The organism is Arachnia sp. (assembly GCF_057238465.1).
In genome coordinates this window covers 48,901-73,237 of sequence record NZ_DBHHFZ010000005.1, presented here as the reverse complement: position 1 = coordinate 73,237, position 24,337 = coordinate 48,901, and the positions used below count along the sequence as shown (strand labels likewise).

The 24,337-nt window shown below is 69.1% G+C and carries 15 protein-coding genes; 8 read left to right on the top strand and 7 right to left on the bottom strand.

Features of this window, described 5'->3' with window-relative positions; all coding sequences use genetic code 11:
* Position 1 precedes the first annotated feature (1 nt).
* Complete coding sequence (locus ACO6D6_RS07190) at positions 2–1,270, top strand: M16 family metallopeptidase (RefSeq protein ID WP_484784488.1); 1,269 nt, start codon at positions 2–4, stop codon at positions 1,268–1,270.
* Positions 1,267–2,580, top strand: coding sequence for a M16 family metallopeptidase (locus ACO6D6_RS07185; protein ID WP_484784486.1), 1,314 nt, complete (start codon positions 1,267–1,269; stop codon positions 2,578–2,580). Before ACO6D6_RS07190 ends, ACO6D6_RS07185 begins: the two co-directional genes overlap by 4 nt.
* Here ACO6D6_RS07185 and ACO6D6_RS07180 read toward each other — a convergent pair.
* Genes ACO6D6_RS07180 through ACO6D6_RS07170 form a run of 3 tightly spaced genes read right to left on the bottom strand, consistent with a single transcriptional unit; the run spans position 2,570 to position 6,988 of the window.
* On the bottom strand, positions 2,570–5,446 hold the full coding sequence (locus ACO6D6_RS07180; RefSeq protein WP_484784484.1) for a UPF0182 family membrane protein: 2,877 nt from the start codon (positions 5,444–5,446) through the stop codon (positions 2,570–2,572). The genes ACO6D6_RS07185 and ACO6D6_RS07180 overlap by 11 nt on opposite strands.
* Positions 5,443–5,967: a PPA1309 family protein gene (locus tag ACO6D6_RS07175; protein WP_484784483.1), complete on the bottom strand. Its 525-nt coding sequence runs from the start codon at positions 5,965–5,967 to the stop codon at positions 5,443–5,445. The genes ACO6D6_RS07180 and ACO6D6_RS07175 overlap by 4 nt, the downstream gene beginning before the upstream one ends.
* Positions 5,960–6,988: a YlbL family protein gene (locus ACO6D6_RS07170; RefSeq protein WP_484784481.1), complete on the bottom strand. Its 1,029-nt coding sequence runs from the start codon at positions 6,986–6,988 to the stop codon at positions 5,960–5,962. Before ACO6D6_RS07170 ends, ACO6D6_RS07175 begins: the two co-directional genes overlap by 8 nt.
* 156 nt (positions 6,989–7,144) lie before the next feature.
* Between ACO6D6_RS07170 and ACO6D6_RS07165 the strand changes: the two genes are divergently transcribed.
* The gene (locus tag ACO6D6_RS07165; protein ID WP_484784479.1) at positions 7,145–8,452 is read left to right on the top strand and encodes a zinc-dependent metalloprotease; all 1,308 of its coding nucleotides are present in this window, start codon (positions 7,145–7,147) and stop codon (positions 8,450–8,452) included.
* 95 nt (positions 8,453–8,547) lie between these two features.
* Here the strand turns inward: ACO6D6_RS07165 and ACO6D6_RS07160 are convergent, their stop codons facing one another.
* Positions 8,548–10,602, bottom strand: a complete 2,055-nt coding sequence (locus ACO6D6_RS07160) for an ATP-dependent DNA helicase UvrD2 (protein WP_484784477.1) — start codon at positions 10,600–10,602, stop codon at positions 8,548–8,550.
* 114 nt (positions 10,603–10,716) lie between these two features.
* On the opposite strand from ACO6D6_RS07160, the gene ACO6D6_RS07155 reads away from it, so the two are divergent.
* Genes ACO6D6_RS07155 through ACO6D6_RS07140 form a run of 4 tightly spaced genes read left to right on the top strand, consistent with a single transcriptional unit; the run spans position 10,717 to position 19,744 of the window.
* Complete coding sequence (locus tag ACO6D6_RS07155; protein ID WP_484784476.1) at positions 10,717–13,608, top strand: exodeoxyribonuclease V subunit gamma; 2,892 nt, start codon at positions 10,717–10,719, stop codon at positions 13,606–13,608.
* Positions 13,605–16,760, top strand: coding sequence for a UvrD-helicase domain-containing protein (locus ACO6D6_RS07150; RefSeq protein WP_484784475.1), 3,156 nt, complete (start codon positions 13,605–13,607; stop codon positions 16,758–16,760). Before ACO6D6_RS07155 ends, ACO6D6_RS07150 begins: the two co-directional genes overlap by 4 nt.
* Positions 16,757–18,511 (top strand): exodeoxyribonuclease V subunit alpha, encoded by a 1,755-nt coding sequence (recD, locus tag ACO6D6_RS07145; RefSeq protein WP_484784474.1) that lies wholly within the window; start codon positions 16,757–16,759, stop codon positions 18,509–18,511. Before ACO6D6_RS07150 ends, recD begins: the two co-directional genes overlap by 4 nt.
* A gap of 33 nt (positions 18,512–18,544) precedes the next feature.
* Positions 18,545–19,744 carry an amino acid aminotransferase gene (locus ACO6D6_RS07140; RefSeq protein WP_484784472.1) on the top strand — a complete coding sequence of 400 codons (1,200 nt, stop codon included), beginning with the start codon at positions 18,545–18,547 and terminating at the stop codon, positions 19,742–19,744.
* 4 nt (positions 19,745–19,748) lie between these two features.
* Here the strand turns inward: ACO6D6_RS07140 and ACO6D6_RS07135 are convergent, their stop codons facing one another.
* Positions 19,749–20,699 carry a hypothetical protein gene (locus ACO6D6_RS07135; protein WP_484784470.1) on the bottom strand — a complete coding sequence of 317 codons (951 nt, stop codon included), beginning with the start codon at positions 20,697–20,699 and terminating at the stop codon, positions 19,749–19,751.
* A 41-nt stretch (positions 20,700–20,740) separates the two neighbouring features.
* Positions 20,741–22,303 (bottom strand): RNA polymerase sigma factor, encoded by a 1,563-nt coding sequence (locus ACO6D6_RS07130; RefSeq protein WP_484784468.1) that lies wholly within the window; start codon positions 22,301–22,303, stop codon positions 20,741–20,743.
* A gap of 239 nt (positions 22,304–22,542) precedes the next feature.
* Between ACO6D6_RS07130 and ACO6D6_RS07125 the strand changes: the two genes are divergently transcribed.
* On the top strand, positions 22,543–23,472 hold the full coding sequence (locus ACO6D6_RS07125; protein ID WP_484784466.1) for a sigma-70 family RNA polymerase sigma factor: 930 nt from the start codon (positions 22,543–22,545) through the stop codon (positions 23,470–23,472).
* 23 nt (positions 23,473–23,495) lie between these two features.
* On the opposite strand, the gene ACO6D6_RS07120 is transcribed toward ACO6D6_RS07125, so the two are convergent.
* Positions 23,496–24,335: an acyl-CoA thioesterase gene (locus tag ACO6D6_RS07120; protein WP_484784465.1), complete on the bottom strand. Its 840-nt coding sequence runs from the start codon at positions 24,333–24,335 to the stop codon at positions 23,496–23,498.
* Between the last annotated feature and the right edge of the window lie 2 nt (positions 24,336–24,337).

Sequence of the window (24,337 nt, the reverse complement as noted above, 5' to 3'; positions counted from 1 at the left end):
CGTGGCCGACACCCGATTCCCCACATCTTCGGGATTCACCGTCATCAGATATCGGCTGGGAAACGGTCTAGAACTCGCCCTGCTACCCGACCCGAGTGCCCCGGCCGTGGCGGTCAACCTCAGTTTCCAGGTGGGTTCCGTTGATGAGATGCCGGGACGCACCGGCTTCGCCCACCTGTTCGAACACCTGATGTTCCAGGGCTCGGCCCGGGTGGCGCCGGGAGAGCACATGTCCGTGATCGAGGCGGCAGGGGGAAACGTCAACGCCTTCACCTCCACCGACCGCACGGTCTACCACGAGTGCGTGCCGTCGGGGGCGTTGGAGATGGTGCTGTGGCTGGAGGCGGACCGTCTTCGCAGCCTCGCGGTGACCCAGGAGAACCTGGACGCCCAGCGTGACGTGGTGACCCAGGAGAAACGCCAGCGCTACGACAACCGGCCGTACGGGGATCTGCTGGCCGGGCTGGTGGGGCAGCACTTCGGTCCCGGGCATCCCTACGGGCACCTGCCCATAGGTTCCATGGAGGACCTGGCGGCCGCGAGCCTGGCCGACGTGACGGCTTTCCACTCGAGGTGGTACCGCCCCTCGCGGGCGAAACTGGTGATCTGTGGCGCGCTCGACCCGGACGAGACCATCGACCTGGTCGAACGGTATTTCGGTGATCTCGAGGACCTTTCCCCACCGCCCCGGGAAACCATCACCGAATCCCCCCTGCCGGGTGGGGTCATCACCCTGACCAGCGACGTCCCCCATCCCCTGCTGCACTGCTCCTGGCAGGCCCCGGCCGCCGACGACCCCGACCTGCTGCCCCTTGAACTGGGGTTGTCCGTGCTCTCCGACGGGCACGCCTCTCGCCTCCACCGCCGGCTCGTGAGGGAACGCGGCCTCGCCCACGAGGTGCACGGCGCGCTGCTGGGGCATCTCCGTTCGCCCTCCATCGCCTCCCTGAGCGCGAGACCCGCCGACGGGGTGGACACCCGGGAACTCGCCGATGCGATGCTGGAGGAACTCGCCGACCTGGATGCCCCCTCCGAAAAGGAACTGGACCGGGCGAAGGCCCAGTACGAACGCGGCTGGCTCCTGGCGCTCGCCGCCGTCGAGGACCGTGCGGAGGCCGCCGCCGACACATGGACGACCCTGGGTGACCCGGCGCTGATCAACCACCGGTTGGCGGACCTCGCGGCCGTGACCCCCGGCGAGGTGTTCCGGGTGCTTTCCAGTCGACCGGCACCCAGCCAATTGCACTACCTCCCGAAGGCTGCATCGTGATCCGTCCCGCCATCGCAGAACCCCGCCCCTGGCGTTTCCCGAACCCTGCCCGTTCCTCCCTCGACTCGGGGCTGGGGCTGGCCTTCATCGACCTGCCGGATCAGGCCCTGGCCTCCGTTGAACTGGTGTTGCCCACCCCGCTGGAAGCCGAACCACGGGAACTGGAGGGGGTGGCCACCGTGGTCCTGCACGCCTGCGACGAGGCCACCGTAACCCTGCCCGACATCGTGGAGAGACTGGAGCTTCAGGGGGCCGCGCTTCTCGGACACTCCACCTGGGGATACACCCGGCTGGGCGTGAGCGCCCCGGCCCGTCGCCTGCCGAAGGTGCTGGAGCTGTTCGCCTCCGTGGTCAGGGAACCGGCCTTCGACGAACCCGACCTGGCCCATCACGTCGAAACCCAGGTGGCCGCCTGGAAAACGAGAATGGCCTCCCCCACCGCCGTCACCCGCGAGGCCCTGCGGACCTCGTTGTTCGGCCCGGATCAGCGGGAGGGACGCCCCGTCGCAGGTTCCCCCGAAACCCTGGGGGCGATCGACCGGGATGCGGCCCGGAACTGGCACGAACGCACCTGGGTGCCCCAGGGCGCGACCCTGATTCTCGCCGGCGACCTGAAAGGGTCGGACACCGACGAACTCACGGCCCCTCTGGAGGCCTGGCGTGGCGTCCGCGCCCCGGCTCCGGCCCCCCAGGGAGTCCCCGGCAGACCCAGGATCGTGCTGGTCGATCTCCCGCAGGCCGCCCAGACCGTGGTGCAGGCGTTCGTCCCGACCCCCGGGCGTGACGCCCCGGAATGGGCGGCGTTGAAACTGGGCGGGCACATCATGTGCGGGGCCTTCGCCAGCCGGCTCAACCTCGAGCTCCGCGAACGCCTCGGCTACACCTACGGCGTTTCGGGAGGGGTGTCGGCACGCCGCACCGGCGGTTCCCTCGTCGTGGAGACGGCCCTGAACAGCAACTCGGCCGCCGAAGCCGTCGCCCGGCTCCTGGACGCGCTCACGTTGAAGATCCCCTTCACCGATGACGAGGTCCTGGCCGCCGCCCGCTACCTGGTGCAGGCCTCCCCGCTCCAGTACGAAACGGCCGCCGACATCACGGTCCAGACCGCGGCGCTGATCGCCGCGGGTTTCGATCCGGATTTCGTGAACCGGCACCGCGCGGCGCTGTCGGGCGCGACGGCCGAGCAGGTCAACGCGGCCTGGCGGGAGAACATCCACCCCGAGGGCATCACCGTCGCGATCGGCGGCCCCGCCCGGTTGTTGGAACCCGGTCTGAGGGCCGCCGGAATCGCTGTCGAGATCACCGGTTGAGCAGTTCGAGGGCCTTTTCCGTCTTGGCCTTGGCCTCGTTGGTCTTCTGCTGGTAGGTGGCCAGGTCACCTGATTTCAGGGCCTGATCGGCCGCCACGAACAGGTCCGTGCTCTCCTTCAGCAGCGCTTTCGCCTGCTCCTTGCTGTCCGCCTCGGAGGCCGGCGGGGTCTGTTCCCCACTTGGTGGTGGGGTCTCCACGGGTTTCTCCCCCGTCTCGGCCCCGGCATCGCCCTGGAACACCTGATCCAGGGCGGCCTTCAGGGTGTCGCCGATCCCGACGTGCTCGCCGAAACGCGCCACGACGAAACGCAGCGCCGGGTAGCCGCCGCTGGTGGTGCTGGTCTGGGTGTAGATCGGCTGGACGTACATCAGGCCGCCGCCCACCGGGATGGTGAGCAGGTTCCCGTAGATGGCGCTCGTGTTGCCCTGCCGGTTGAACGGGAGCAGTCGCTCCGCCACGGCCTCGTTGGTCGAGATCGCGTTGAAGGTCTGGCCCGGCCCCGGGATCTGCTTGGCGTCGGACAACTTCAGCGCCCGCAGCTGCCCGTAGTTCGGGCTGGTCGCATCCGCGTTGACGGCCATGTAGACCGAGAGGTTCTCCCGTCCCCGTGGGACGAAGACCGTCGTGTTGGAGTAGTGCGCCTGCTCCTCACCCGGCCACTTGATGGTCAGGAAGTAGGGGGGTTCCTTGGTTCCGCTCTCGCCGCCCTTGACGGGATCGGTTGGCACCTCCCAGATGTCCGACTGCTGGAAGAAGGTGTACGGGTTGGTGGTGTGGTAGAGCCCCAGCATCTGGCGCTGCACCTTGAACAGGTCCTGCGGGTAACGCAGGTGGGCCATCAGTTCGGGGTTGATCTCGGACTTCGGGGTGATGAGCCCCGGATAGACCTTCGACCAGGTCTGGAGGATGGGATCCGACTCGTCCCAGCCGTAGAGGGTGACGGTGCCGTCGTAGGCGTCCACCGTGGCCTTGACCGAGTTGCGGACGTAGTTGACCTGCGTGCCGGAGGACGTGCGATCACCGCTGGTGCGGGTGTCCTTGGTGGCCTGGGTCCAGTCGACCCGGGTCGAGTTCGGGTAGTCGGCGGTGGTGGTGTAGGCGTCGATGATCCAGACGATTCGCCCGTTCACCACCGTCGGGTAGGAGTCGGAGTCGACCGTCAGGAACGGCGCCACCTCCTTGACCCGGTCCACGGGAACCCGGTTGAACAGCAACCGCGAGTTGGAGTTGACCCGTTCGGAGAGCAGCAGGTTGATGTCCCCGAAACGCACGGCGAACGCGACCTTGTTCAGGAAGTTGCCGACGGGAACGCCACCGCTTCCCTGATAGGTGTACTTGGTCTCGGTGTGTTCCTGCCCGCCACCGGGGGTGTCGAGCTCAACCGGTTCCGCTCCCTCGGGGGCCCCGGCGATGACCCAGTGCTTGGATTCCTCGCCGAAGTAGATGCGGGGTTGTTCCTGCTTGATCAGGCCCTCGGTCGGGATGCCTCCCGAGAAGTATGTGGGTTCCCCGTTCGACTCGCGCCGGTTGCCGTAGGCCGCCACCAGGCCGTAGCCGTGGGTGTAGACCGTGCGCATGTTGTTCCAGGTGTTGCCCGCCTCGACGGCGTTCAGGTCGAGTTCGCGGGCGGCCACGACGGAGTCCGTCTCCTTGCCGTCCACGTTGTAACGGTCGACGTCGAGGGTTTGGGGGAAGCGGTAGTAGCCGCGCACCTGTTGGAGCTGTTCGAAGGTCGGGGCGATGATGGCCGGGTCCATCAGCCGGATCGCGGGCAACGCGGCCGCGTCGGCACGCAACTGGCCGGCGCTCACGCTGTCCACGGCCTCGTAGTCGGTGATCTGCACCGCGTTGATACCGAAGGCCCCGCGCGTCGCCTCGATGTTGTTGGCTATCCACGGCCGTTCCAGGTCGGGTTCGTTGGGTTTGACCACGAAACTGCGGACCCCCCACGGATAGACGGCGGTGAGGATCATCGCGGAGATCACCAGCAGCCCCACTGCGATACCGGGCACGCTCCACCGCACCCGCCACGCGTTGTAGAAACACAGCAGGGCACAGATCCCCGCGATCGCGGCGACGATCAGGCTGGCCGGGATCCGGGAGGTCGCATCCGTGTAGTTGACCCCCGTGAACAGGCTGTTCTGGGTGGTCAGGTAGCCGTAACGGTCCAGGAAGGAGGCCACCCCGTAGAGCAGCAGCACCACCCCGAGCAGAATGGAGACCTGCCGCTGGGCCGCCCTGCCCGCGGCCTTGAGATTCCCCGACTTCCGGAAGGCCGTGGAGTTCATGGCCCCGGTCAGGAAATGAACCAGCAGCGACCCGACGAGGCAGACCGCCACCATGAAACTCACGTAGCTCAGCACGAACCGCCACCAGGGCAGCTGGAACACGTAGAAGGACGCGTCCAGCCCGAAGACGGCATCGGCGGTGCCGAAATCGGTGGCGCGGGTCCATGCCAGGAAGACCTGGGACTGGCTGGCAGCGACCCCGCCGCCCAGCACTCCGGCCCCGATGGCGGGCAGCAACATGAGGGGCCGGGAACGCCGGTCCAGGTTGTCGCGAAGCTGGATCAGCAACTCGGAATCCAGGTTCGCGCGCCGAACCGGGGGACGCAGCCGGTAGGCCAGCGCCAGGGAACCGAACAGCCCGCCACCCATCAGCAACCCGAATCCCAGGAACAGCCCCACCCGGGCGGCCAGCTGGGTGGTGAACACCGTCGAGGCGGACACGCTGCTGAACCACAGGTAGTCCGTGTAGAACCGGGATGCCAGCACCACCAGCAGGGCGAAAACCCCGAAGATCAGAACAGAGATCAGCAGTGGGCTCTGGCGCTTCTCCGTGCCGGCTTCGGCTTCCGCGCTCATGCGTTCTCCTCCTTAAACGTGGCCAGCAGGGCATCGGCCAGGCCGGGGACCAGTTCCTCGGCTCCGAGCAGGTCTTCCGGGTTGCTGAGCACACGGGCCAGGCCGTGCCGCGACCCGTCGCGCAGCGCACCGACCACCACCCGGACGTCGATGCGGGCCTCGTGGTTGTTCACGAACTCGACGGCCTCGTCGGGGTCGGCGGGTATCTGGGACTCGAAGCGGGACGGCAGGAAGGTGCGCTCCATCGCGATCGCGCATCCGGTCACGGTCGCCGGCCAGGTCAGGCGCGCCAGCCGCGCGGCGATGTCGCCCCCGAGCTGGAAGTCCTCCTGCTCAACGGCGGTCAATGCGTCCGCCGCGGTGCAGGTGACCCGTTCCCGCAGCTGCGGTTCCAGCTCAAGCAGCGTGGCGGTCTCAACCAACGCGAAGAGCCGCGCGGGCTGATCCCACCCGAGTTCCGAGACGTGACGTTCGATGTCGGCCAGGGCCGCGATCAGGCGGCTCGGATCCACCTCAGCCACAGCTGGGCACCTCCTGTGTGGATTGTCCTTCGTTGACCAGCTGCAACGCAGCGATCGCGTCCTTGAGAGTACCCACGGGCACCAGCCTGAGGTTGGTGTGCAGGTCCCCCAGGTCGGCGCAGTTGCTGGCCGGCATGAGGAACAGCTTCGCCCCGGCGGCCTCCGCGCCCTTGATCTTCTCCCGGATCCCACCAATGCCGTACACCTTCCCCGCGGCATCCACCTGACCGGTGCCCGCCACCACCCGTCCCTCGCGCAGCACCCCGTCGGTGATGCGGTCGTAGATGGCAAGGGCGAACACCAGGCCCGCGGAGGGACCGACGATGCCGGAGTCGATCCGGTAGGAGACCGAGGGCGCGTAGCGGTAACCGATCGAGAGCGAGATCCCGAGGTAGGGGGCCCCGTCCCGTTCCGTGACCGTCGTCACCGTGACGTTCTCGCTGCTGCCGCCGCGTATCACCCTGAAAACGATGGGGTCCCCGACGGCTCTGGTCTGGATGGCGGTTTTCACCTCTTCGTTGGTGGTCACCTCACTGCCGTCCACGGCCTCGATGAGGTCGCCGGGACGCAGCTGTCCGTTCGCGGGTCCCGACAGGCTGACCGAGGACACCATCGGCATCTCGGTGACCGTCTGTCCCGCGGCCCTGAGGGCGGCGACGGTGGCGTTGACGCGGGAGGAGTCCATCATGGCGACCGCCTCGTTCTGCACCTCGGCGTTCGTTTTGCCGGCCGGGTACACGACATCACGCGGCAGGGCGTCCGAGTCGACGGCGATGTGCGCCAGCAGCGCCTCGGGAAGGCTGATGCCGGAATCGACCCGCGTGGTGGAGACCGTGGTCATCAGCAGTTTGCCGCCGCTGTTGCTCGTGGGAATGCCGGAGATCTCGATGAGCGGCCCCTCATCGGTGCTTCCCATCACGTCGACGGTCTGCCCGGGATGCCAGGTCACGAACGGCACCGGAATCAGGATGAGACCGGCAGCGAGCACCACGAACAACGCCGAGGAAACGACGGCCACCATGTTTCGAGACAACTCTCGCCCCTCCTTGCCTGCCACGCGGGTGGCGACAAGCCTACCAAGAGGAGTTCACCGGGTCGTCAACCCGGATTTCCTTGATCCCGTAGGGTTGAATGGTTTCCGAAAACCGGTTCTCCCGTGTGAAAGGCTTGATGCCCAATGTCAACTCCTGGAGGGTTCGATTTCGAACAGCTCAGACGCATGATGGAGCAGCTCGGCCTCAGCGCCGAGGACCTGGATCTCGACGAGTTGATGAAACAGATGCAGCGGCTGCATGCATCCGGTGGGATCAGGTTCGGCATCACCCCGGCCGACCAGGACCCGGAAGCCGCCTGGCGAACCACGATCACCGCGGCACGTCGTCTCGCCTCGGAGCTTGGCCCCGACCCGTCCCTCTCGCCCGGGGAACGGCTCGCCATCGTCGACGCGGAGCGGCTGGCCCAGTCCTGGCTGGACCCGGTGACACGATTCGCCTCGTCCGGGACACCCCCGGTCACGCAGCGCCGCGGGGACTGGATCGAATCCACCTCCGCGGGGTGGCGGCGCCTGGTCGAACCGATCATCGACGGGCTCGCCGATGCGCTGCAGCGCGGCACCGCAGCCCCCGAGGATCCGCAGTTCGCCGACCTCTCCTCGATGCTCGCCCCCCTGATGCGGACCTCGGCATCGCTGATCTACCGCGACCGGTTGGGCAAGGTGCTGGCCTCGGTGGCCGGCTCCACGCTGACCGGATCGGAGGTCGGGATCTCCCTCGCCCAGGGGTCGGCGGTGACGGTGCTGCCCGCGAACGTCGCCGAGTTCACCCGCGATCTCGACCTGCCGGACAGCGACGTCATGCTCTACCTGCTGCTGCGCGAGGCCGCGAGACAACGGCTGTTCCACGGAGTCGGGTGGCTGTCCCCGCAGCTGGAGGCGCTCCTGGCCCACTACGCCCGCGAGATCCGGATCGACTTCGAGGCGTTGTCCTCGCAGCTGGACATCGGCGGTGAGGAGGTTTCGCTGGAGGACATCGTCGCCGTCGGCGAGAAGGTGCGGGGTTCGTTCTTCAAACCCGCCAGCACCGAACTGCAGCTGGAGATCCTGGGTCGCCTCGAGGTGCTGCTGGCCCTGATCGAGGGCTGGGTTGATCACGTCACGAACCGGGCCGCCTCGAACTGGATGACCAACTCCGCGCAGCTCGACGAGGTGGTGCGTCGGCGCCGCGCCTCCGCGGGCCCCACCCGCGAGGTGTTCCGGGACCTGCTCGGCCTGGAGCGGCGTCCCCGTCTGGTGCGCGACGCGGAGAACCTGTGGGCGGCCATGGAGCACCGCCACGGGCCCACCGAACGCGACGATGTGTGGCGGCATCCCGACATGTTGCCGACCGCCCGGCACCTGGAGGATCCCCTCTCCTACGTGCACCCGGCCCACCGGGACGAGGACGACGGGGACTTCGACGTGGAGCTTCGCAAACTGCTTGGTGAGTAGCACTTGACTAAAGCACCCTCCACGCGATTGACTTGCATCACAGCACCCGCCCGGGAAAGTTCGCAGGGGAAGGCGAACCCCCGGGCGGGGCTTTTTCATTCCCCTTCCGGTGCGGCACCCCGCTCGCTGTGTTCCGCGACGATCCGCAGCACGTCAGAACCGAACCGGTCAGCCTTCACCGCACCTATGCCGCTGATCCGCAGCAGCTGGGCGCGATCAGCCGGTTCGGCCTCGGCGATGGCCTGCAGGGTGGTGTCGGTGAAGATCACGAAGGCCGGTTGGGATGCGGCGTTGGCGGTCTCCAACCGCCAGGTCTTCAGGGCGGCCAGGAGTTCCTCGTCGAAAGGCGCCTCGCAGCCGATGTGACGCCCCAGTTTGCGTTCGGAGGCGGCGGTCAACTGCTCCCGGCAGACGAAACATGTCCGGGAACGCACGCTGCCCCGCCCGGCCCTGCCGGAGCGGGTGGCGGGAACCTGTTGCTCGGGCACGAGACCCGTCAGGAAACGGGAACGCGCGCCACGGCCACGGGAAGGCCTGCCGGGCCACGAAACCCGCAGCCGCTGGCGGGCCCGGGTGACCGCGACGTGCAGGAGTCTCCGCTCCTCCGACAGCGCTGGTTCCTCCTGGCTCAGCGCGAAGGGCACCATGCCCTCGCGCACCCCGACCACGGCCACCGCATCCCATTCGAGCCCCTTGGCGGCGTGCATGGTCGCCAGCGTGACGGCGCTGGTGGCGGGCGGGGTCTCGAGGCTGGCGTGGTCGTTCAGCCAGGCGGTGAACTCGGGGGCCGTCCACTCCGGGGTGGTCTCCTGGACGTCACGGATCATCTGCACCAGGGAATTGATGGACTCCCAGCGTTCCCGCTGCGCACCCATCCCCGACGGGGCCTCCGGGCTCCATCGCAGCTCGGACAGCACCTCGTCCAGCAGCTCCCCCGGGCGGCTCCCGGAATTCTGCTGCGCAGCGCGGCCCAGCCGGTTCACCGCGTCCCGAACCTCGGGGCGCTCCCAGAACCGGTCGGTGCCCTTGACCTGGTAGGGGATGCGGGCGGCGTCCAGGGCGGATTCGAGGATGGGTGACTGAGCATTGATGCGGTGGAGCACCGCGCACTCGCCCCACGGGATGCCCTCGGTGTGTCGTTCCCGCAGCCAGGCGACCACGGCCCGGGCCTCGTCCTCCTCCGTGCCGTCGTCGTGGAACTCGGGGGGCGGCCCCTCGGGGCGTGTGGGGCGCAGGTCCCCCGCCCCGGGACGGCGGCGCACGATACGGTTCGCGAGCTGGACGATTGACGGGCTGGAACGATAGTTGCGGACCAGCCTCACCTGCCGGGCCCCGGGATGTTCGGAGGCGAAACCGGTCAGGCAGTCGGCCCTGGCGCCGGCGAAACCGTGGATGGCCTGCTGGGGATCACCGACCACGCAGATGTCGGGGCGGCCGTCCACCCACAGTGACACCAGGCGGTGCTGGATCGCGGAGACGTCCTGGTACTCGTCCACCACGAAGTGCCGGTAGGCGCCCCGGATCTGCTCGGCGACGGCGGGATGCTCCACCAGCAGCGCGGCCGCGCACAGGAGGATGTCGTTGAAATCCACCACCCCTGCGCTGGTCTTGTGTTTTTCGTAGGCTTCCATCACCTGGGCCACGCGTTCGGGTTCCACCCCCGCGACCTCGCGGCCGCGGGCGAGCCGGGAGTAGCGGCTTGGGGGAACGTTGCTGGACTTGGCCCAGCCGATCTCGCCGATCAGGTCCCGGACCAGGTTCGTGTCGGCGTTGCCGAGCACCCGGTTCGCGGCCCGCCCCACGAGTGGGAATGGGTTGTCCAGCAACGCGGGGAATTCGGAGCCGTAGGCCGTCGGCCAGAAGTAACGGCACTGGCTGAGCGCGGCGGCATGGATGGTCCGGGCCGATACCCTGCGCACTCCGAGCCCGGCCAGCCGCGACTTCAGTTCGCCCGCCGCCCGCGTTGTGAAGGTGACCGCGAGGGTCGCGGCCGGGGCGTAACGCCCCTCCCGGACGGCGTGGGCAACCCGGTGAGTGATCGCCCGCGTCTTGCCCGTCCCCGCCCCCGCCAACACCACCAGCGGCCGGTCCAGCAGCGTCGCCACCTGCCGCTGTTCGGGGTCAAGGGCGTCGAGGATCGGGTCAGTCACGAGGACCATTCAAACAGGCCAAGCCGACAAAACCCCGACCGGTGCCCCGCCCCGCGGTTTTGTCGGTGGCGCGCACTAATGTGATCGATCGCAGGGAAGGAGAGGATCATCGCTTTGGACAGGAGAGTGGCGGGGCGTTGGGAGGATCTGATCGACGCCCTGGCGGCGTGGCTGGATGAATTGCGTCCCGGGGTGCTGGAACGCGTTCGGATCGTCACTTCGTCGGCCGCCACCGCGCGCCTGGCGGGACAGGCGCTGGCCGCCCGGATCGGCATCCTCGCGGGGGTGGATCTGATACCGGCCGACCGCTGGGCGGCGCAGCTGCAGGCGGAACTGAGCGACGGGGAACCCTCCCCGTGGCGGGGTCTGGCACTGGAACTGGCGATCCGGGAGGTCCTCCAGGACCCGGATTTCCAGGGATCGCATCCCGTGGTGGCGGAGCATCTCGGGGCGGGCCCGGGCAGGCTGCGCGGCACCTCGCAGCGCCTTGCCGTCCTGCTGCGTCGCTACTCGGAGCATCACCCGGAGCTGCTCGCCCGCTGGCTGGCGGACCCGGAGGAGGCCGCCGAGGAACTACCCGGGCATCTGAGCTGGCAACCGGAGCTCACGGTGCGCGTCACCGAGATCCTCGAATGGGATCCGGTCGAGGAGCTGACACGGCTGAGCGCCGCCCTGGCGGAGACACCCGGACCTGCCACGGCCGTGCTGCACTGCCCGGACCTGCCGGCGGCGACGAAGCTGCTGCTGGAGGCCATCGGTCGGCGCCGGGAGGTCCCCTTCCTGGAACTGGACGGCACGGCGAGGCCGCAGAGAATCACCTGGCTGGGCTCCCACGACCCGCTGCGACAGGCCGAGGTGCTGCGCGATGAACTGTGCCGCATCCTGCAGGAGGATCCCGGCCTGGAACCGCGGGACATCCTGGTGGTTGTTCCCGACCCCGCGGCCTGGTGGCCCGCCCTCTGCCTGGCATTCGCGCCGCTCGAGGGCAGCTCCCACCCGGGCCGGCGCCTGCGACTCCAGGCCCCACCCGAGGTCCGCGCCCCCAATCCCGTGCTGCGTACCCTGGCCGAGGCCACCGGGCTGCGGGATTCCCGCGTCACCGCCAGTTCCCTGCTGGATCTGCTGGACCTGGCACCGATCTCGTACCGTTGGCGGTTGCCGGAACGCGACGAACTGGCCCGGCTGGTCGACGCCGCCGGGATCCGTTGGGGCCTCGACGCCCGGCACCGCGCGGAGCAGGGGCTTCCCGGGATCGCTCAGAACACCTGGGCCCGGGGCCTCGACCGGCTGCTGGCAGGGCTCGCCCTGACCCCCGGAAGCACGGCCCTGCCCATCTCCGGCGTGGATGCCGTCGGCACGTCGGAGCTGGAACTGATCGGGTCGCTCACGGAGATCTTCACCCGGCTGCGGCGTTACGCGGCCGCCGCCGAACCCGCCACCATTCCTGAGTGGATCACCCGGGCCCGGGGGCTGCTCGACGAGCTCGTCGGCCTGCCGCCCGCGGACGATCCGCTGCTCCAGGAGGCGACCTCCCGCCTGGAACGGCTGGCGGAGGAGGGGGCCACCAGCCCCGTCAGGGTGACGGCCTCCGATTTCACCCGGCTGCTGGAGCAGCTCGCCACCGAGCCCGCATCGCGCACGGTGGTCGGCAATGGCAATCTCGCCGTCGTCGGCCCGGGGGAGCTCAAGGGCGTGGACTTCCCCGTGGTCGCGCTGCTCGGTTTCGAGGACGGCATGCTCGATCCCATTCCCGACGCAATCCCCGGCATCCTGCCGGATCCCGGGCAGGAACGCCTGGAGGACCTGCTGGATCATGCCCGGGCCGCCCGGCACCTGGTGGTGGTGCACCAGCACCGCTCCGAGACCACCGATGCCGTCCGGGAACACCCGACCACCCTCACCTGGCTGTGGCGCCGGCTGGGCGTCACACCCGAGATGCGGGAACCGCCCCTGACGGCGCATTCGGAGAAGAACTTCACGGGCCCCGACCCGAGTTTCGACACCGCCGCCCTGGAGATGGCCCGCAGCCTGCGAATCGAACCCGCCGGGGCCGCGCCGGCCAGCGCGGTGCGTCGCAGGGCCGCCCTCCAACTGCCCGTCGGTGACGACACCGGCCCCATGTCCCTGGACGAGGTGACCCGTTTCCTGCGCGACCCCGCGGCCGCTTTCCTGCGTGAACGGGCGGGGATCCGGGGGAACTTCGCCCCGGAGATCAGCAACGACCTGCCGCTCAGCGCGGCCGGGTTGGACGCCTGGGGGATTCGTTCCCGGCTGCTGGCGGCGGCCCGCGGCGGGCAATCCCCCGACGAGGCGGTCCTCGCCGAGGCGCGCAGGGAGCTGCTGCCCACCGGCCCCTTGGGAGGTGCGGTTCTCGAAGCGGACGTGGAACTGGTCCGGCGGCTCTGGCAGCAGGCCCGCCCGGACTGGGACCGCCCGGTCCGCGACATCCCCGTCGACCTGGAATGCTCCGGTCTGCGGCTGACGGGCACGGTGCGGCTGCGCGGCGACGAACTGGTGGTGCTCTCCCCCAGCGACCTGCCCCGTCCCCTGTTCGAGCCGTGGGTGCAGCTGCTGGCCCTGGCGGCCTCCGGGTTCAGCGCGCGGGCCCGCATCCATCACCTGCGACGCCATTACGGCGAACTCTTCCCGGGGTCGGTGACGCTCACCCCACCGCAGGAGGCCGCCGCACACCTGGAGGTTCTGGTGCGCGGGGCCCGCCTGAGTCGTTCCAGGCTCGTCCCGGTTCCGGCGGAACCGGCCCGGGCGCTGGCGGAGTCGGCCCGGGAACGAAGATTCAACGCCGCCGACTGGGACCTGCCCACCACCAACTGGAGCTCCCCCTGGGCCTGGCGTCCGGCGCACTGGGAGCATTTCTACACCGGCCCCGCCTCGGAGCTGTTCACCGATCCTCCCCTGGAAGGCGACCCGGCGGGTCCCGAACGTTTCGGCGCTTTCGGGGGCTGGGCGCTGGCCCTGCACTCCCCCCTCCTGGAGGCCTCGCGATGATTCCGTTCGATATCACCGATCCCCTGCCCGATGGCCCGATGCTGCTGGAGGCCAGCGCCGGGACGGGCAAGACCTGGACCATCGCGGGACTCGCGGCACGCCACATCGCCGAGACGGGGGTGGGAATCGGGGAGCTGTTGCTGATCACCTTCAGCAACGCGGCCGCCACGGAACTGCGGGGCCGCGTCCACTCCCGGATCGCATCCGTGGCGAAAGACCTGGGGGATCTGCTGGCGGGCGGGCCCGAACCCGCGGATCCGGTCTCGCGGCTGCTCGGGACGGGTCGCCACGCCCCACGTCACCGGGAACGGCTCCAGGCGGCCCTGGACCACTTCGGGACCGCGACGATCACCACCATCCACTCGTTCTGCCAGGGACAGCTGGAGAGCCTGGGTGTGCTGGGTGACTGGGACGGCGCCGACGAGGTGACCGCCGACGTCTCCACCCTGGTGCGTGAGTGCGCCACCGACGAGTACCTGGCCAGCTACCTCCACCATCCGGCCCCGCCGCTGGACGCGCGCCGTGCGCTTCTCGTCGCCGCCACCGCGGCCCCGTCGCGGCTGCCCTTCGCCTCGGCCAACCAAGAGCTGCTGGACTTCCAGGAGCGGGTGCGGGCCCGTTTCACGGCACGGCGGCGCGCCCTGGGGCTGGTCAGTTTCGACGACCTGCCGGGCAGGTTGCGGTCCCTGGTCACCAGCTCCCCGGTTGCCGAGCAGGTGTGCGCGGAGCTCCGGCGTCGCTTCCCCGTCGTGCTGGTCGATGAGTTCCAGGACACCGACCCGGACCAGTGGGCCATCCTGCGGCGCACCTTCGTGGACGCAGACGCGATGATCACGCTGATCGGCGATCCCAAACAGTCGATCTACGGTTTCCGCAGCGCGGATCTCGGCTCCTACCTGGAGGCCACACGGGTGGTCCGGCACCGCGCCACCCTGGAGACCAACCACCGCAGCGAACCCGGGGTGGTCGCCGGGGTGACGAACCTGTTCGGGGATCTCTACCTGGGTGATTCGGACATCCGGGTCACCCCTGTGCGCCCCGCCCGCTCCCCGGATGAGGAGGTCCTGGTTCTCGACGCCGCCCCCGAGGCCCGCATCTGGCTGCGCGGACACGGCCCCGGGGCCACCGAAAACCCGGAACGCGCCGTGACACAAGACGTGGTGGCGCACGTGAGGGCGCTGCTGGCCGGGGCGCGATTCCGCAGCGGCGAAGGGGAGCGGCCCGTCGGACCCCACGACATCGCGATCCTCACCCGAACCCGCGGCCGGGGCCTGGCCCTGGTCTCCGAGCTGCGCGCTGCGGGCCTGCCCGCCACCTGGCACGGTCCCGGTTCCGCCCTCGACTCCCCGGCCGTGGCCGACTGGCTGGCGGTGCTCGCCGCCGTCGCCCAGCCGACCCGCGCCCGCATCCTCCAGGCCGCCTTGGGTGAGCTGCTCGGCCTGCCCGCCACCGATCTGCTGGCCGGGCGCGACGAAACCCCCGCGTCGCAGCGGGTCCACGAACTGGCGCGGTGTTTCGCGGCCGGCGGGGTGGCCTCGCTGGTCGGTGAGCTGCTGGCGGGTCTCGGCCCCCACTTGGCCCGGCTCGGGGACGGGGAACGCCACCTGGCCGACCTGACCCGGGTCGGTGAACTGCTGCTCGGCTCGGACGCCACCGACCTCGACGGGCTCCACGCCTGGCTGGTTTCCCGGGCCACCACCCCCGGGGACGAACCGGCCACCCGCCTGGCCTCCGACGAGGCGGCGGTGCGGGTGTGCACTATGCACTCGGCGAAGGGCCTGGAGTTCCCGATCGTGCTGCTGCCGCAGGTGAGTGTCACCGAGGTGAACCTGCGCGGCGCCTTCCCCTACCTGGACGCGGACGGCCGGCGGGTGCTGCACGTCGGTGCCCGCCCCGGCAGCCGTGACGAACTTGCCGCCGTCGCCAGGCGGCAGGCGCGCGACGAGGAACTCCGCCTGCTCTACGTGGGCCTCACCCGCGCCAAGCACCTGGCGATCGCCTGGCACGTGATGGACCGCCGGGCATCCTCGGGGCCCTTGACGGCGCTGCTGTGCCGCGACCGCTCGGTCCCGCGGCTTCGCCCCGAATATCCCGGGCTGCCCCCCGCTTTCGGTTTCGACCCGGGGCTGGTGCACCTGTCCCCGGTCACCTCACCCCCCTGGGGGTCCGGGCTCCCGGTCCCCGCCCCCGAACCGGGTTCCGGGGAGCTCCGGGTTGCCCGTTTCACCCGCGACATCGACCAGGACTGGCGTCGCACCTCCTATTCCGGGCTGACCGCGAACCTCCACGAGAACGCACCGGACGAACCGGAGGAGCTCGACCTGCTCCCCGGGGAAACCGACGGCCCCACCACCCCCTCCCCCATGAACGACCTGCCCGCCGGGGCGCGTTTCGGAACTCTCGTCCACGAGGTCCTGGAACAGGCGGATTGGAGCGATCCGGGGCACGTGCAGCAGGCGGTGGCCGCCGAGGCCCCCGCCTTCGGGCTGGACCGGGACCAGGCGCAGCGGCTGGCCGACGCCCTCCAGCTGGTGGTCACAACCCCGCTGGGGGGGTTGTGGGACGGCGCCCTGGCGGACCTGCCCGTCGCCGAGCGGCTGGCGGAACTGAACTTCGACCTGCCCCTGGGGGATCGCGGCCCGGCCAGTCTGGTCGCGGACCTGGCGGAGGCGATGTCCGGGCACCTGCCCGCCTCCGACCCGCTCGCCCCCTATCCGGCCCGGCTGCTCGCCACCGACACCGCCAGCGCTCCGCTGAGGGGTTTCCTGACCGGTTCGATCGACGTGGTGTTGAAATTACCCTCCGGGAGGTTCGTGGTGGTGGACTACAAGACGAACCGGCTCCCGGTCCCACCGGAGCAGGAACTGTCCGTCGAACACTACGGCCCATCCGCGATGGCGGAGGCCATGATGCAGGCCCACTACCCGTTGCAGGCGCTGCTCTACTGCGCCGCCCTGCACCGTTTCCTGACCTGGCGGCTGCCCGGTTATTCACCCGGGAAACACCTGGGTGGGGTGGGTTATCTGTTCGTGCGGGGCATGGCCGGACCCGGGACCCCGGTGGTGGCGGGTGGCCGCTGCGGGGTTTTCGAGTGGTTCCCGCCGGCCGCGCTGGTGGTCGAGGTCTCCGATCTGCTGGGAGGTGGAAGGTGAGAGGACCGGAGGTTCCCGTGGCGGCCACGGGATTGCTGAGGACCTTCGCCGAGGCCGGGATGATTCACGTGGCCGATTTCCACCTGGCCCGCCGGATGGCCGCCTACTTCGGGGAGAGCGACGACCGGGTGCTGCTGGCCCTCGCCCTGACGGTGCGGGAGTTGCGCCTGGGGTCGGTGTGCCTGGACCTGGCCTGCGCACCCGAGCTGATCGTTCCCGGCGAAACCGACGACGGATCGGTGGCGGAACCCGTCGAACTGCCCTGGCCGGAACCGCAGGCCTGGGCCGCGGCGGTGGCGGCCTCACCTGCGGTGGCCGGCCCGGAGGCCGGGCCGCGGCCGTTCCGTCTGGTCGATGGTCTGCTGTACCTGGACCGGTTCTTCACAGAGGAACGGGACCTGGCCGCCGGCCTCAGGCGTCGCAGCGCACTGCCGGATCTACCCTCCCCCGAACCACCCGCCCCCGGGCCCGGCATGGTTCCCGACCCCACCCAGGACGCCGCGGTCCGGGCGGCCATCCGGGCCCGCACCAGCGTCATAACGGGCGGTCCCGGTTCCGGCAAGACGACGGTGGTTTCCCGGATCATCGACGCGCTGACCAGCCGGAGCCCGGTCACCGTCGCCCTGACCGCCCCCACCGGGAAGGCCGCCACCCGTTTGGAGACCGCAGTGCGCGACAGGTTGCAGCACCCGGAACGGGTCGCCCTGACCGCCGGCACGCTGCATCGGATCCTCGGCGTGGTCCCGGGTCGCGCGGAACGCACCCATGACGCACTGAACCCGTTGCCCTTCGACGTGGTGATCGTGGACGAGACGTCGATGGTGTCGATCACGTTGATGTCGTGGCTACTGGATGCGGTGGCCGACTCCACCCGGCTGGTCCTGATCGGCGACCCGAACCAGCTGGCCTCCGTGGATGCGGGGGCGGTGCTGGCCGACATCTCCGCCGCCCCGGACCTGGTCACCTCCCCGGGTGGGCCCGCCGTGGTGCAGCTGGGCGGCAGCCACCGCAACCTCGACGACGTGGCCCGGCTGGCCGAGGCCATCCGCGATGGCGACGCGGACGGCTGTCTGGCGCTGCTGGAACGATCGGAGACGTGCACGCTGACCGCGTACACCGGCACCGAGCCGCTGGCCGACCTGCCTGCGCTGGCCGCCGATGTCGGGGCCGCCGCCCACGATGCCCTGGCCGCCGCGCTGGCGGGTGACGGCAACCGGGCCGTGCGGGCCCTGGAGCGTCACCGGTTGCTTTGCGCGCACCGGGAGGGGCCCTTCGGAACCGGGCACTGGCAGCAGGCGGTGCGCAGGCACCTGGCCGCGACGCTGCCGGGTTACGCACCCGATGTGGGGCAGTACCCGGGCCAACCGTTGATCGTCACTCGCAATTCAGATGTGGTCAGCAACGGTGATGTCGCGGTGATCATCAAGATCGACGGGCGTCTGCTGGCGGCCGTGGACCGGGGTGGAAACGCGGAGCTGTTGAACCCGCTGCTGCTGGATGCGGCCCAGGAACTGCACGCCATGACCATCCACAAGTCGCAGGGAAGCCAGTTCGAGCGGGTCAGCGTGATCCTGCCCCCACCGGGTTCACCGCTGCTGACCCGGGAACTGCTGTACACGGCCGTCACCCGCGCCGAATCGGGGGTTCGGCTGTACGGCTCCCCGGACGCGCTGCGGAAGGCGGTCGGCACCCGGGCCCGGCGGGCGAGCGGCCTGGTGCGAACCACGGGCCCGCGGGACGCGAAACGCTAGGCTTGGGATGCTGAACAGAAATGAGGCCCACGCATGTCCGTTTTCGAAGACGTCAAACTGGCTCCCGCCGATCCGATCCTGGGGTTGAACGAAGCGTTCAGAGCGGATGAGCGCACTTCCAAGGTTAACCTCGGGATCGGCGTCTACCTCGACGAGAACGGGCGGATGCCGCTGATGGAATGCGTCCGTGCCGCCGAGGACCGGCTGGCCGCGGCCGCGAAACCGCACGCCTATCTCCCCATCGACGGACTCCCCGACTACGTCCGCCTGGTGCGGGAACTGGTCTTCGGCGCCGATTCCCCCGCAGTCGCGCAGGGCCGCATCGCCACGGCGCAGAGCCTGGGTGGCACCGGTGCCCTGAAGGTCGGCGCCGATTTCATCGCGACCCTGAGCCCCGGCTCCCCCGTGCTGATCTCGGATCCGTCGTGGGAGAACCACCGGGCGATCTTCACCCGCGCCGGTTTCACCGTCGGCACATACCGCTACTACGACGCCGAGGCGAAAGGCATCGATGTCGATGGCATGGTCGCCGACCTCGAGGCGGCGCGGCCGGGCACCGTGGTGGTGCTGCACGCCTGCTGCCACAACCCCACCGGCTACGACCTGACCCCCGAGCAGTGGGACCGGGTGATCGGGGTCATCACGGATCACGATCTGATCCCGTTCCTGGACATGGCCTACCAGGGTTTCGGGGCCGGGGTAGCCGAGGACGGGGCCGTGATCTCCCGCTTCGTGGCGGCCGGGCTGCCGGTGTTCGTCTCGACCTCGTTCTCGAAGTCGTTCGGGCTCTACGGCGAACGCATCGGCGCCCTGCACATCGTCTGCCGGGACGCGGAGGAGGCCACCCGTGTGCTGTCGCAGGTGAAGATCTGCATCCGCACCAACTACTCCAACCCCTCCACCCACGGCGCGGCCATCGTCGCCAGCGTGCTCGGTGACCCCACCCAGCGGGCCTCCTGGGAGCAGGAACTCGGCCGGATGCGTGACCGCATCAAGCAGATGCGTACCCGCCTCGTGGATGCGCTGCGGGCCGAGGGCATCGAGGACATGGACTTCATCGCCCAGCAGGTCGGCATGTTCAGCTACTCGGGTCTGTCCCGGGACCAGATGCTCACGCTGCGCCGCGACCACGGCATCTACGGCACCGAGAAGGGCCGGATGTGTGTCGCGGCCCTAAACGACGGCAACCTGGAGGCCGTCGCGAAGGCCGTGGCCACGGTCCGGGCCCGGTGACCCGTCACGCCGAGGCGATCAGGAAAATCAGGACGACGACGTAGACGCTGCTGAGCAGCACCCAGAAACGGCCGAGGTAGAAACGGAACGCCGCCCGGCGGTAGGCGAAAACGCCGGGGGCGTCCACCCGGCCCTGCTGCCTGCGCGGATCCGGACCGATGTAGTAGTCCTTCAGACCCCAGCCGGGCCGGGTTCCGAATCGTGACATGCCCTCCAGGTGGATTCTCCCGCCCTCGGCCAGGGTCCTGAGGCTGCGGTGCGCCAGCAGCACACCCAACCACATGAAGACGGCGTGATCGAGGGATGCGTAGTCCAGAAAGGCCTGGATCTGCAACCAGACGGGCCTGGCGAAGCTCAACAGCGAAGCGAACGTCTCCTTCCACGGGTCGGCATCGCTGACGTAGCCGCAGGCTATGGCGAAACCGCCCACCAGCAGCAGCCGGAACAGGGCACCGAACATGCAGGGCCACTGCGGTTTCCGGCTGGTGACCTCCCCCGCCACCAGGGAAACCGCGACGAAACCCACCAGGGCCAGGTTCGCGACCATCACCCAGTTCAGGTATGCCTTCACGGGCGGGAACAGCAGTCCCGGCAGCACCACGACAGCGGTGATGTAAACCGCCATCCTGGCACGCGCATACAACCAGCGCACGCAGGCCACGAACCTACGTTCCCAGACCGCCAGCCGGCACTCGTTCATCTCGCGCCGCAGGCGTTCCTTCTCGGATTCGGCCGGGGGCCCCGGGGCTCGCCTGTCGGAAACGGGAATGGCGACGGCGTCGACCTCGGTCGGGGTTGCCCACGACCCCACCCGCGGCTGCATCTGCGTCGGGGGTGGCTGCGCCGGCGCCTGCTGCCGGACTGGAGCCGGCTGCACCGGGGGCAGCGGCGCCGTGACGGCTGGCAGCTCCACGGTCGGGGTGTCGTCCTCGAAGGAACGTGGATTTTCTCGCAAGTTCTCTCCTTAACATGCCCCCAAGTGCAGGCGGCCGTTGTTCAGTCGAGGTAGTCGCGAAGCACCTGGGAACGTGACGGGTGCCGCAGCTTGCTCATGGTCTTCGACTCGATCTGGCGGATACGTTCCCGCGTCACCCCGTAGACCTTGCCGATCTCGTCGAGGGTCTTCGGCTGGCCGTCGGTGAGCCCGAAACGCATCGAGACCACACCCGCCTCCCGTTCGGAGAGAGTGTCCAGGACGTCGTTGAGCTGTTCCTGCAGCAGGGTGAAGTTCACCGCGTCCGCGGGCACGACCGCCTCGGAGTCCTCGATGAGGTCACCGAACTCGGAGTCGCCGTCCTCACCGAGCGGGGTGTGCAGGGAGATGGGTTCGCGCCCGTATTTCTGAACCTCGACCACCTTCTCCGGGGTCATGTCGAGTTCCTTCGCCAGCTCCTCCGGGGTTGGTTCCCGGCCGAGGTCCTGCAGCATCTGCCGCTGCACGCGGGCCAGTTTGTTGATGACCTCCACCATGTGGACGGGGATGCGGATGGTGCGGGCCTGATCGGCCATGGCCCGGGTGATGGCCTGCTTGATCCACCAGGTGGCGTAGGTGGAGAACTTGTAGCCCTTGGTGTAGTCGAACTTCTCCACGGCGCGGATCAGACCCAGGTTGCCCTCCTGGATCAGGTCGAGGAACAGCATCCCGCGGCCCGTGTAACGCTTGGCCAGGGAGACGACGAGCCGCAGGTTCGCCTCGAGAAGGTGGTTCTTGGCGTTGCGCCCGTCGTTCGCGATCCACTCGAAGTCCTCGAGGTCCTCCGGGAGAACGGGGTTCTCGACATCCGCGATCCGTTCCTCCGCGAAGAGCCCGGCCTCGATCCGTTTGGCCAGCTCCACCTCCTGGACGGCGTTGAGGAGGGCGACCTTGCCGATCTGTTTGAGGTAGTCCTTGACGGGGTCGGCGGTCGCGCCGGCCGAGACGACCTGCTGTTCCGGTTCGTCGGCGTCGTCCTGGTCCGAGAGGGAGAAGCCCTCCTCCTCGACGAGCTCCTTCTCGAGGGTGGCTTCCTTCTCCTCCACGAACTGGGAGTCGTCCACCTCGTCGAGGGAACGTTTCTTGCCCCCGACCTTCAACACGACATCGTTGCCGTCGCGCTGCACCTCGACCTCGATCTCCCCCGACGTGAGCTGCGCAATGGTCGGTTCGGCATCCTCCACATCCGCCTTCGACTTCGCCCGGGAACGGGTTGGTTTGGTGGTTGCGGTCTTGGTGGTCTTCGCGGCTGCCTTGGTGCTCTTGGTGCCGGTCGTCCCGCCCGTGGCCTTCGCGGTCCTGGTTGCGGCGGTCTTGGTCTTGGTTGCCTTCGATGCGGTGGTTTTGGTTCCCGCGGCCTTGCTCTTGGCCGTCGCCGAGGCGGCGGTTTTGGCTGCGGTGGTCCTGGTTCCGGTCGTCTTCTCCTTGTCCTCGGATTTCGCGGCCTTCGTGGCGCGGGTGCGCTTCGTGGTGGGCTCGGTTTCCTTCTCCACGGTTTCGGTGGCGGTCTTCCTCGCGCGACTACGGGTGGTCTTCGGAGCCTGTTCGGAGCTCGAACCAGAGGTCACAGCGGTTTCTCCTCGCATCTGGGCACAGAACACCCCCGTTGCGGTCAAGGGGCGTTGAAATCCATCTTTCCACGGGCTCCCCCGACACTCAAACACGACCTTCTACGGGTTCCTCCCCACCTCGGGCCTGACTGGCCACCGCAGGCGTCATACCACGGTCTGAGGTACCCCTGAGATAACGATTGGGTCACAATTTCGGGAACCTTTGACCCGCCAGGAGCGTTTTGATGGGTGTAGACGTCAGAAAGGCGGATCCAATGATCACGACTGCGCGAACCCGTAGCACCGACGGCATCGATGGCAAGGATGCCGTGGGGCTCTACCTGGACGCGATAGCCAAGACCCCTCTGCTGAACGCCGTGGAAGAGGTGCAGCTGGCCCGGGCCATAGAGGCCGGGTTGTTCGCCCGCGAAATCCTCGACGGCAGCGAGACCACCTCAACGGACGCCACTCGCGAAGAACTCGAACAACTCGTCGAACTCGGCGATCAGGCCATGCAGCGTTTCATCAAGGCGAACCTGCGTCTGGTGGTTTCCGTGGCGCGCAAGTACGGCCGCGCCCAGATGCCGCTGCTCGACCTGGTGCAGGAGGGCAACACCGGCCTGATCCGAGCCGTGGAGAAGTTCGACCACACCAAGGGCTTCAAGTTCTCCACCTACGCCACCTGGTGGGTGAGGCAGGCCATCTCCCGCGGCATCGCGCAGCAGGGCCGTATCGTTCGTCTGCCCGTGCACGTGGCCGAACAGGTCAACCAGGTGTCCGCGGTGCGCCGCAACCTGGAACGCACCCTGGGCCGCGAACCCGAGGTCGGCGAGATCGCCGATGAACTGAACCTGGCCGAGGAGAAGGTCATCGACCTGATCCGTTACGCCCGCGATCACGTCTCCCTCGACGCCCCCGTCGAGGCCGACGGCGACACCGCGCTGGGTGACCTGATCGCCCGCGAAACCGCCCCCGGTCCGGACGAGGTGGTGCTCGACGCGGAGGAACGCGCCCGCCTCGACGGGATGCTCTCCGCCCTCGACGACCGCTCCGCCGACGTGGTGCGCCGCCGCTACGGTCTCCTCGACGGACGCCAGGCCAAGCTGGCCGACATCGGGCAGCACTGGGGGATCACCGCCGAACGGGTCCGCCAGATCGAGCGTCTCGCCCTGGCCAAGATGCGCGAATACCAGGCCGCCGCCTGACCGCCCGCCATCCCTGATCCGAATCACCTGAGAATCCGAATCAGTCCTTCCTGGGCGCAGGAGGCAACCAGTTTCCCGTCCTGGAACAACCTGCCCTGGCAGAACCCCCGGGCCCCGGAGGCCGAAGGCGAGATCATGTCGTAGAGCAGCCATCGGTCGCAGCGGGCCGGGCGGTGGAACCACATCGCGTGATCGATGGAGGCGGTCTGCAGGTTCGGGGAGAGGAACTCCACCTCGTGCTGCACGGTGGAGACGCTGAGCAGCAGCAGATCCGTCAGGTAGGCCAGCACGGCCCCGTGCAGACGCGGATCCTCCGGCATGGCGTCTTGGGTTCGCACCCAGGCCCGCATCACTCCACCGTTCTGGCTCGGCACCGGGGTGGAGGCCAGCCGCACGTCGAGGGCGTCCCACTCCGACAGCATCCGGATCGGGGCCCCGAAGCGGTCCTGCAGCACCTGTCCCAGCGGCGAGGAGTCCTCGGGCGAGGCCACCGACTCGGGTTGGACCGCCGAATGGCTGAGTCCCTCCTCCGGTTTCTGGAAGGAGATGTTCAGGTCGAAGATCACGTCGTCGTACTGGCGGGTGATCACCCGGCGCGCCGAGAAGGTGCGACCGTCCCGGACATGCTCCACCGCGAACCGCAGCGGTTCCTCGCGGCTACCGGGGCGCAGGAAATACCCGTGCAGCGAGTGCACCACCCGGTTCTCGGGAACGGTCCGCATCGCGGCCACGAGGCTCTGCGCCATCACCTGCCCGCCGAACAGCCGCTGCCACTCGGTGTCCGGTTGCGGGCCCCGGAACCTTCCCCTGCCGACCTCGACGAGGTCGAAGAGCTGCATCAGGTCGTCTGTGGTGGCTGGCACCC

Coding starts and splice junctions, on each gene's coding strand:
- ACO6D6_RS07170 (WP_484784481.1), bottom strand. CDS start 6,988: ATGGTGGCCGTCGTTTCCTCGGCGTTGTTCGTGGTGCTCGCTGCCGGT.
- ACO6D6_RS07165 (WP_484784479.1), top strand. CDS start 7,145: ATGTCAACTCCTGGAGGGTTCGATTTCGAACAGCTCAGACGCATGATG.
- ACO6D6_RS07140 (WP_484784472.1), top strand. CDS start 18,545: ATGTCCGTTTTCGAAGACGTCAAACTGGCTCCCGCCGATCCGATCCTG.
- ACO6D6_RS07125 (WP_484784466.1), top strand. CDS start 22,543: ATGATCACGACTGCGCGAACCCGTAGCACCGACGGCATCGATGGCAAG.
- ACO6D6_RS07150 (WP_484784475.1), top strand. CDS start 13,605: ATGATTCCGTTCGATATCACCGATCCCCTGCCCGATGGCCCGATGCTG.
- ACO6D6_RS07180 (WP_484784484.1), bottom strand. CDS start 5,446: ATGAGCGCGGAAGCCGAAGCCGGCACGGAGAAGCGCCAGAGCCCACTG.
- ACO6D6_RS07130 (WP_484784468.1), bottom strand. CDS start 22,303: ATGCGAGGAGAAACCGCTGTGACCTCTGGTTCGAGCTCCGAACAGGCT.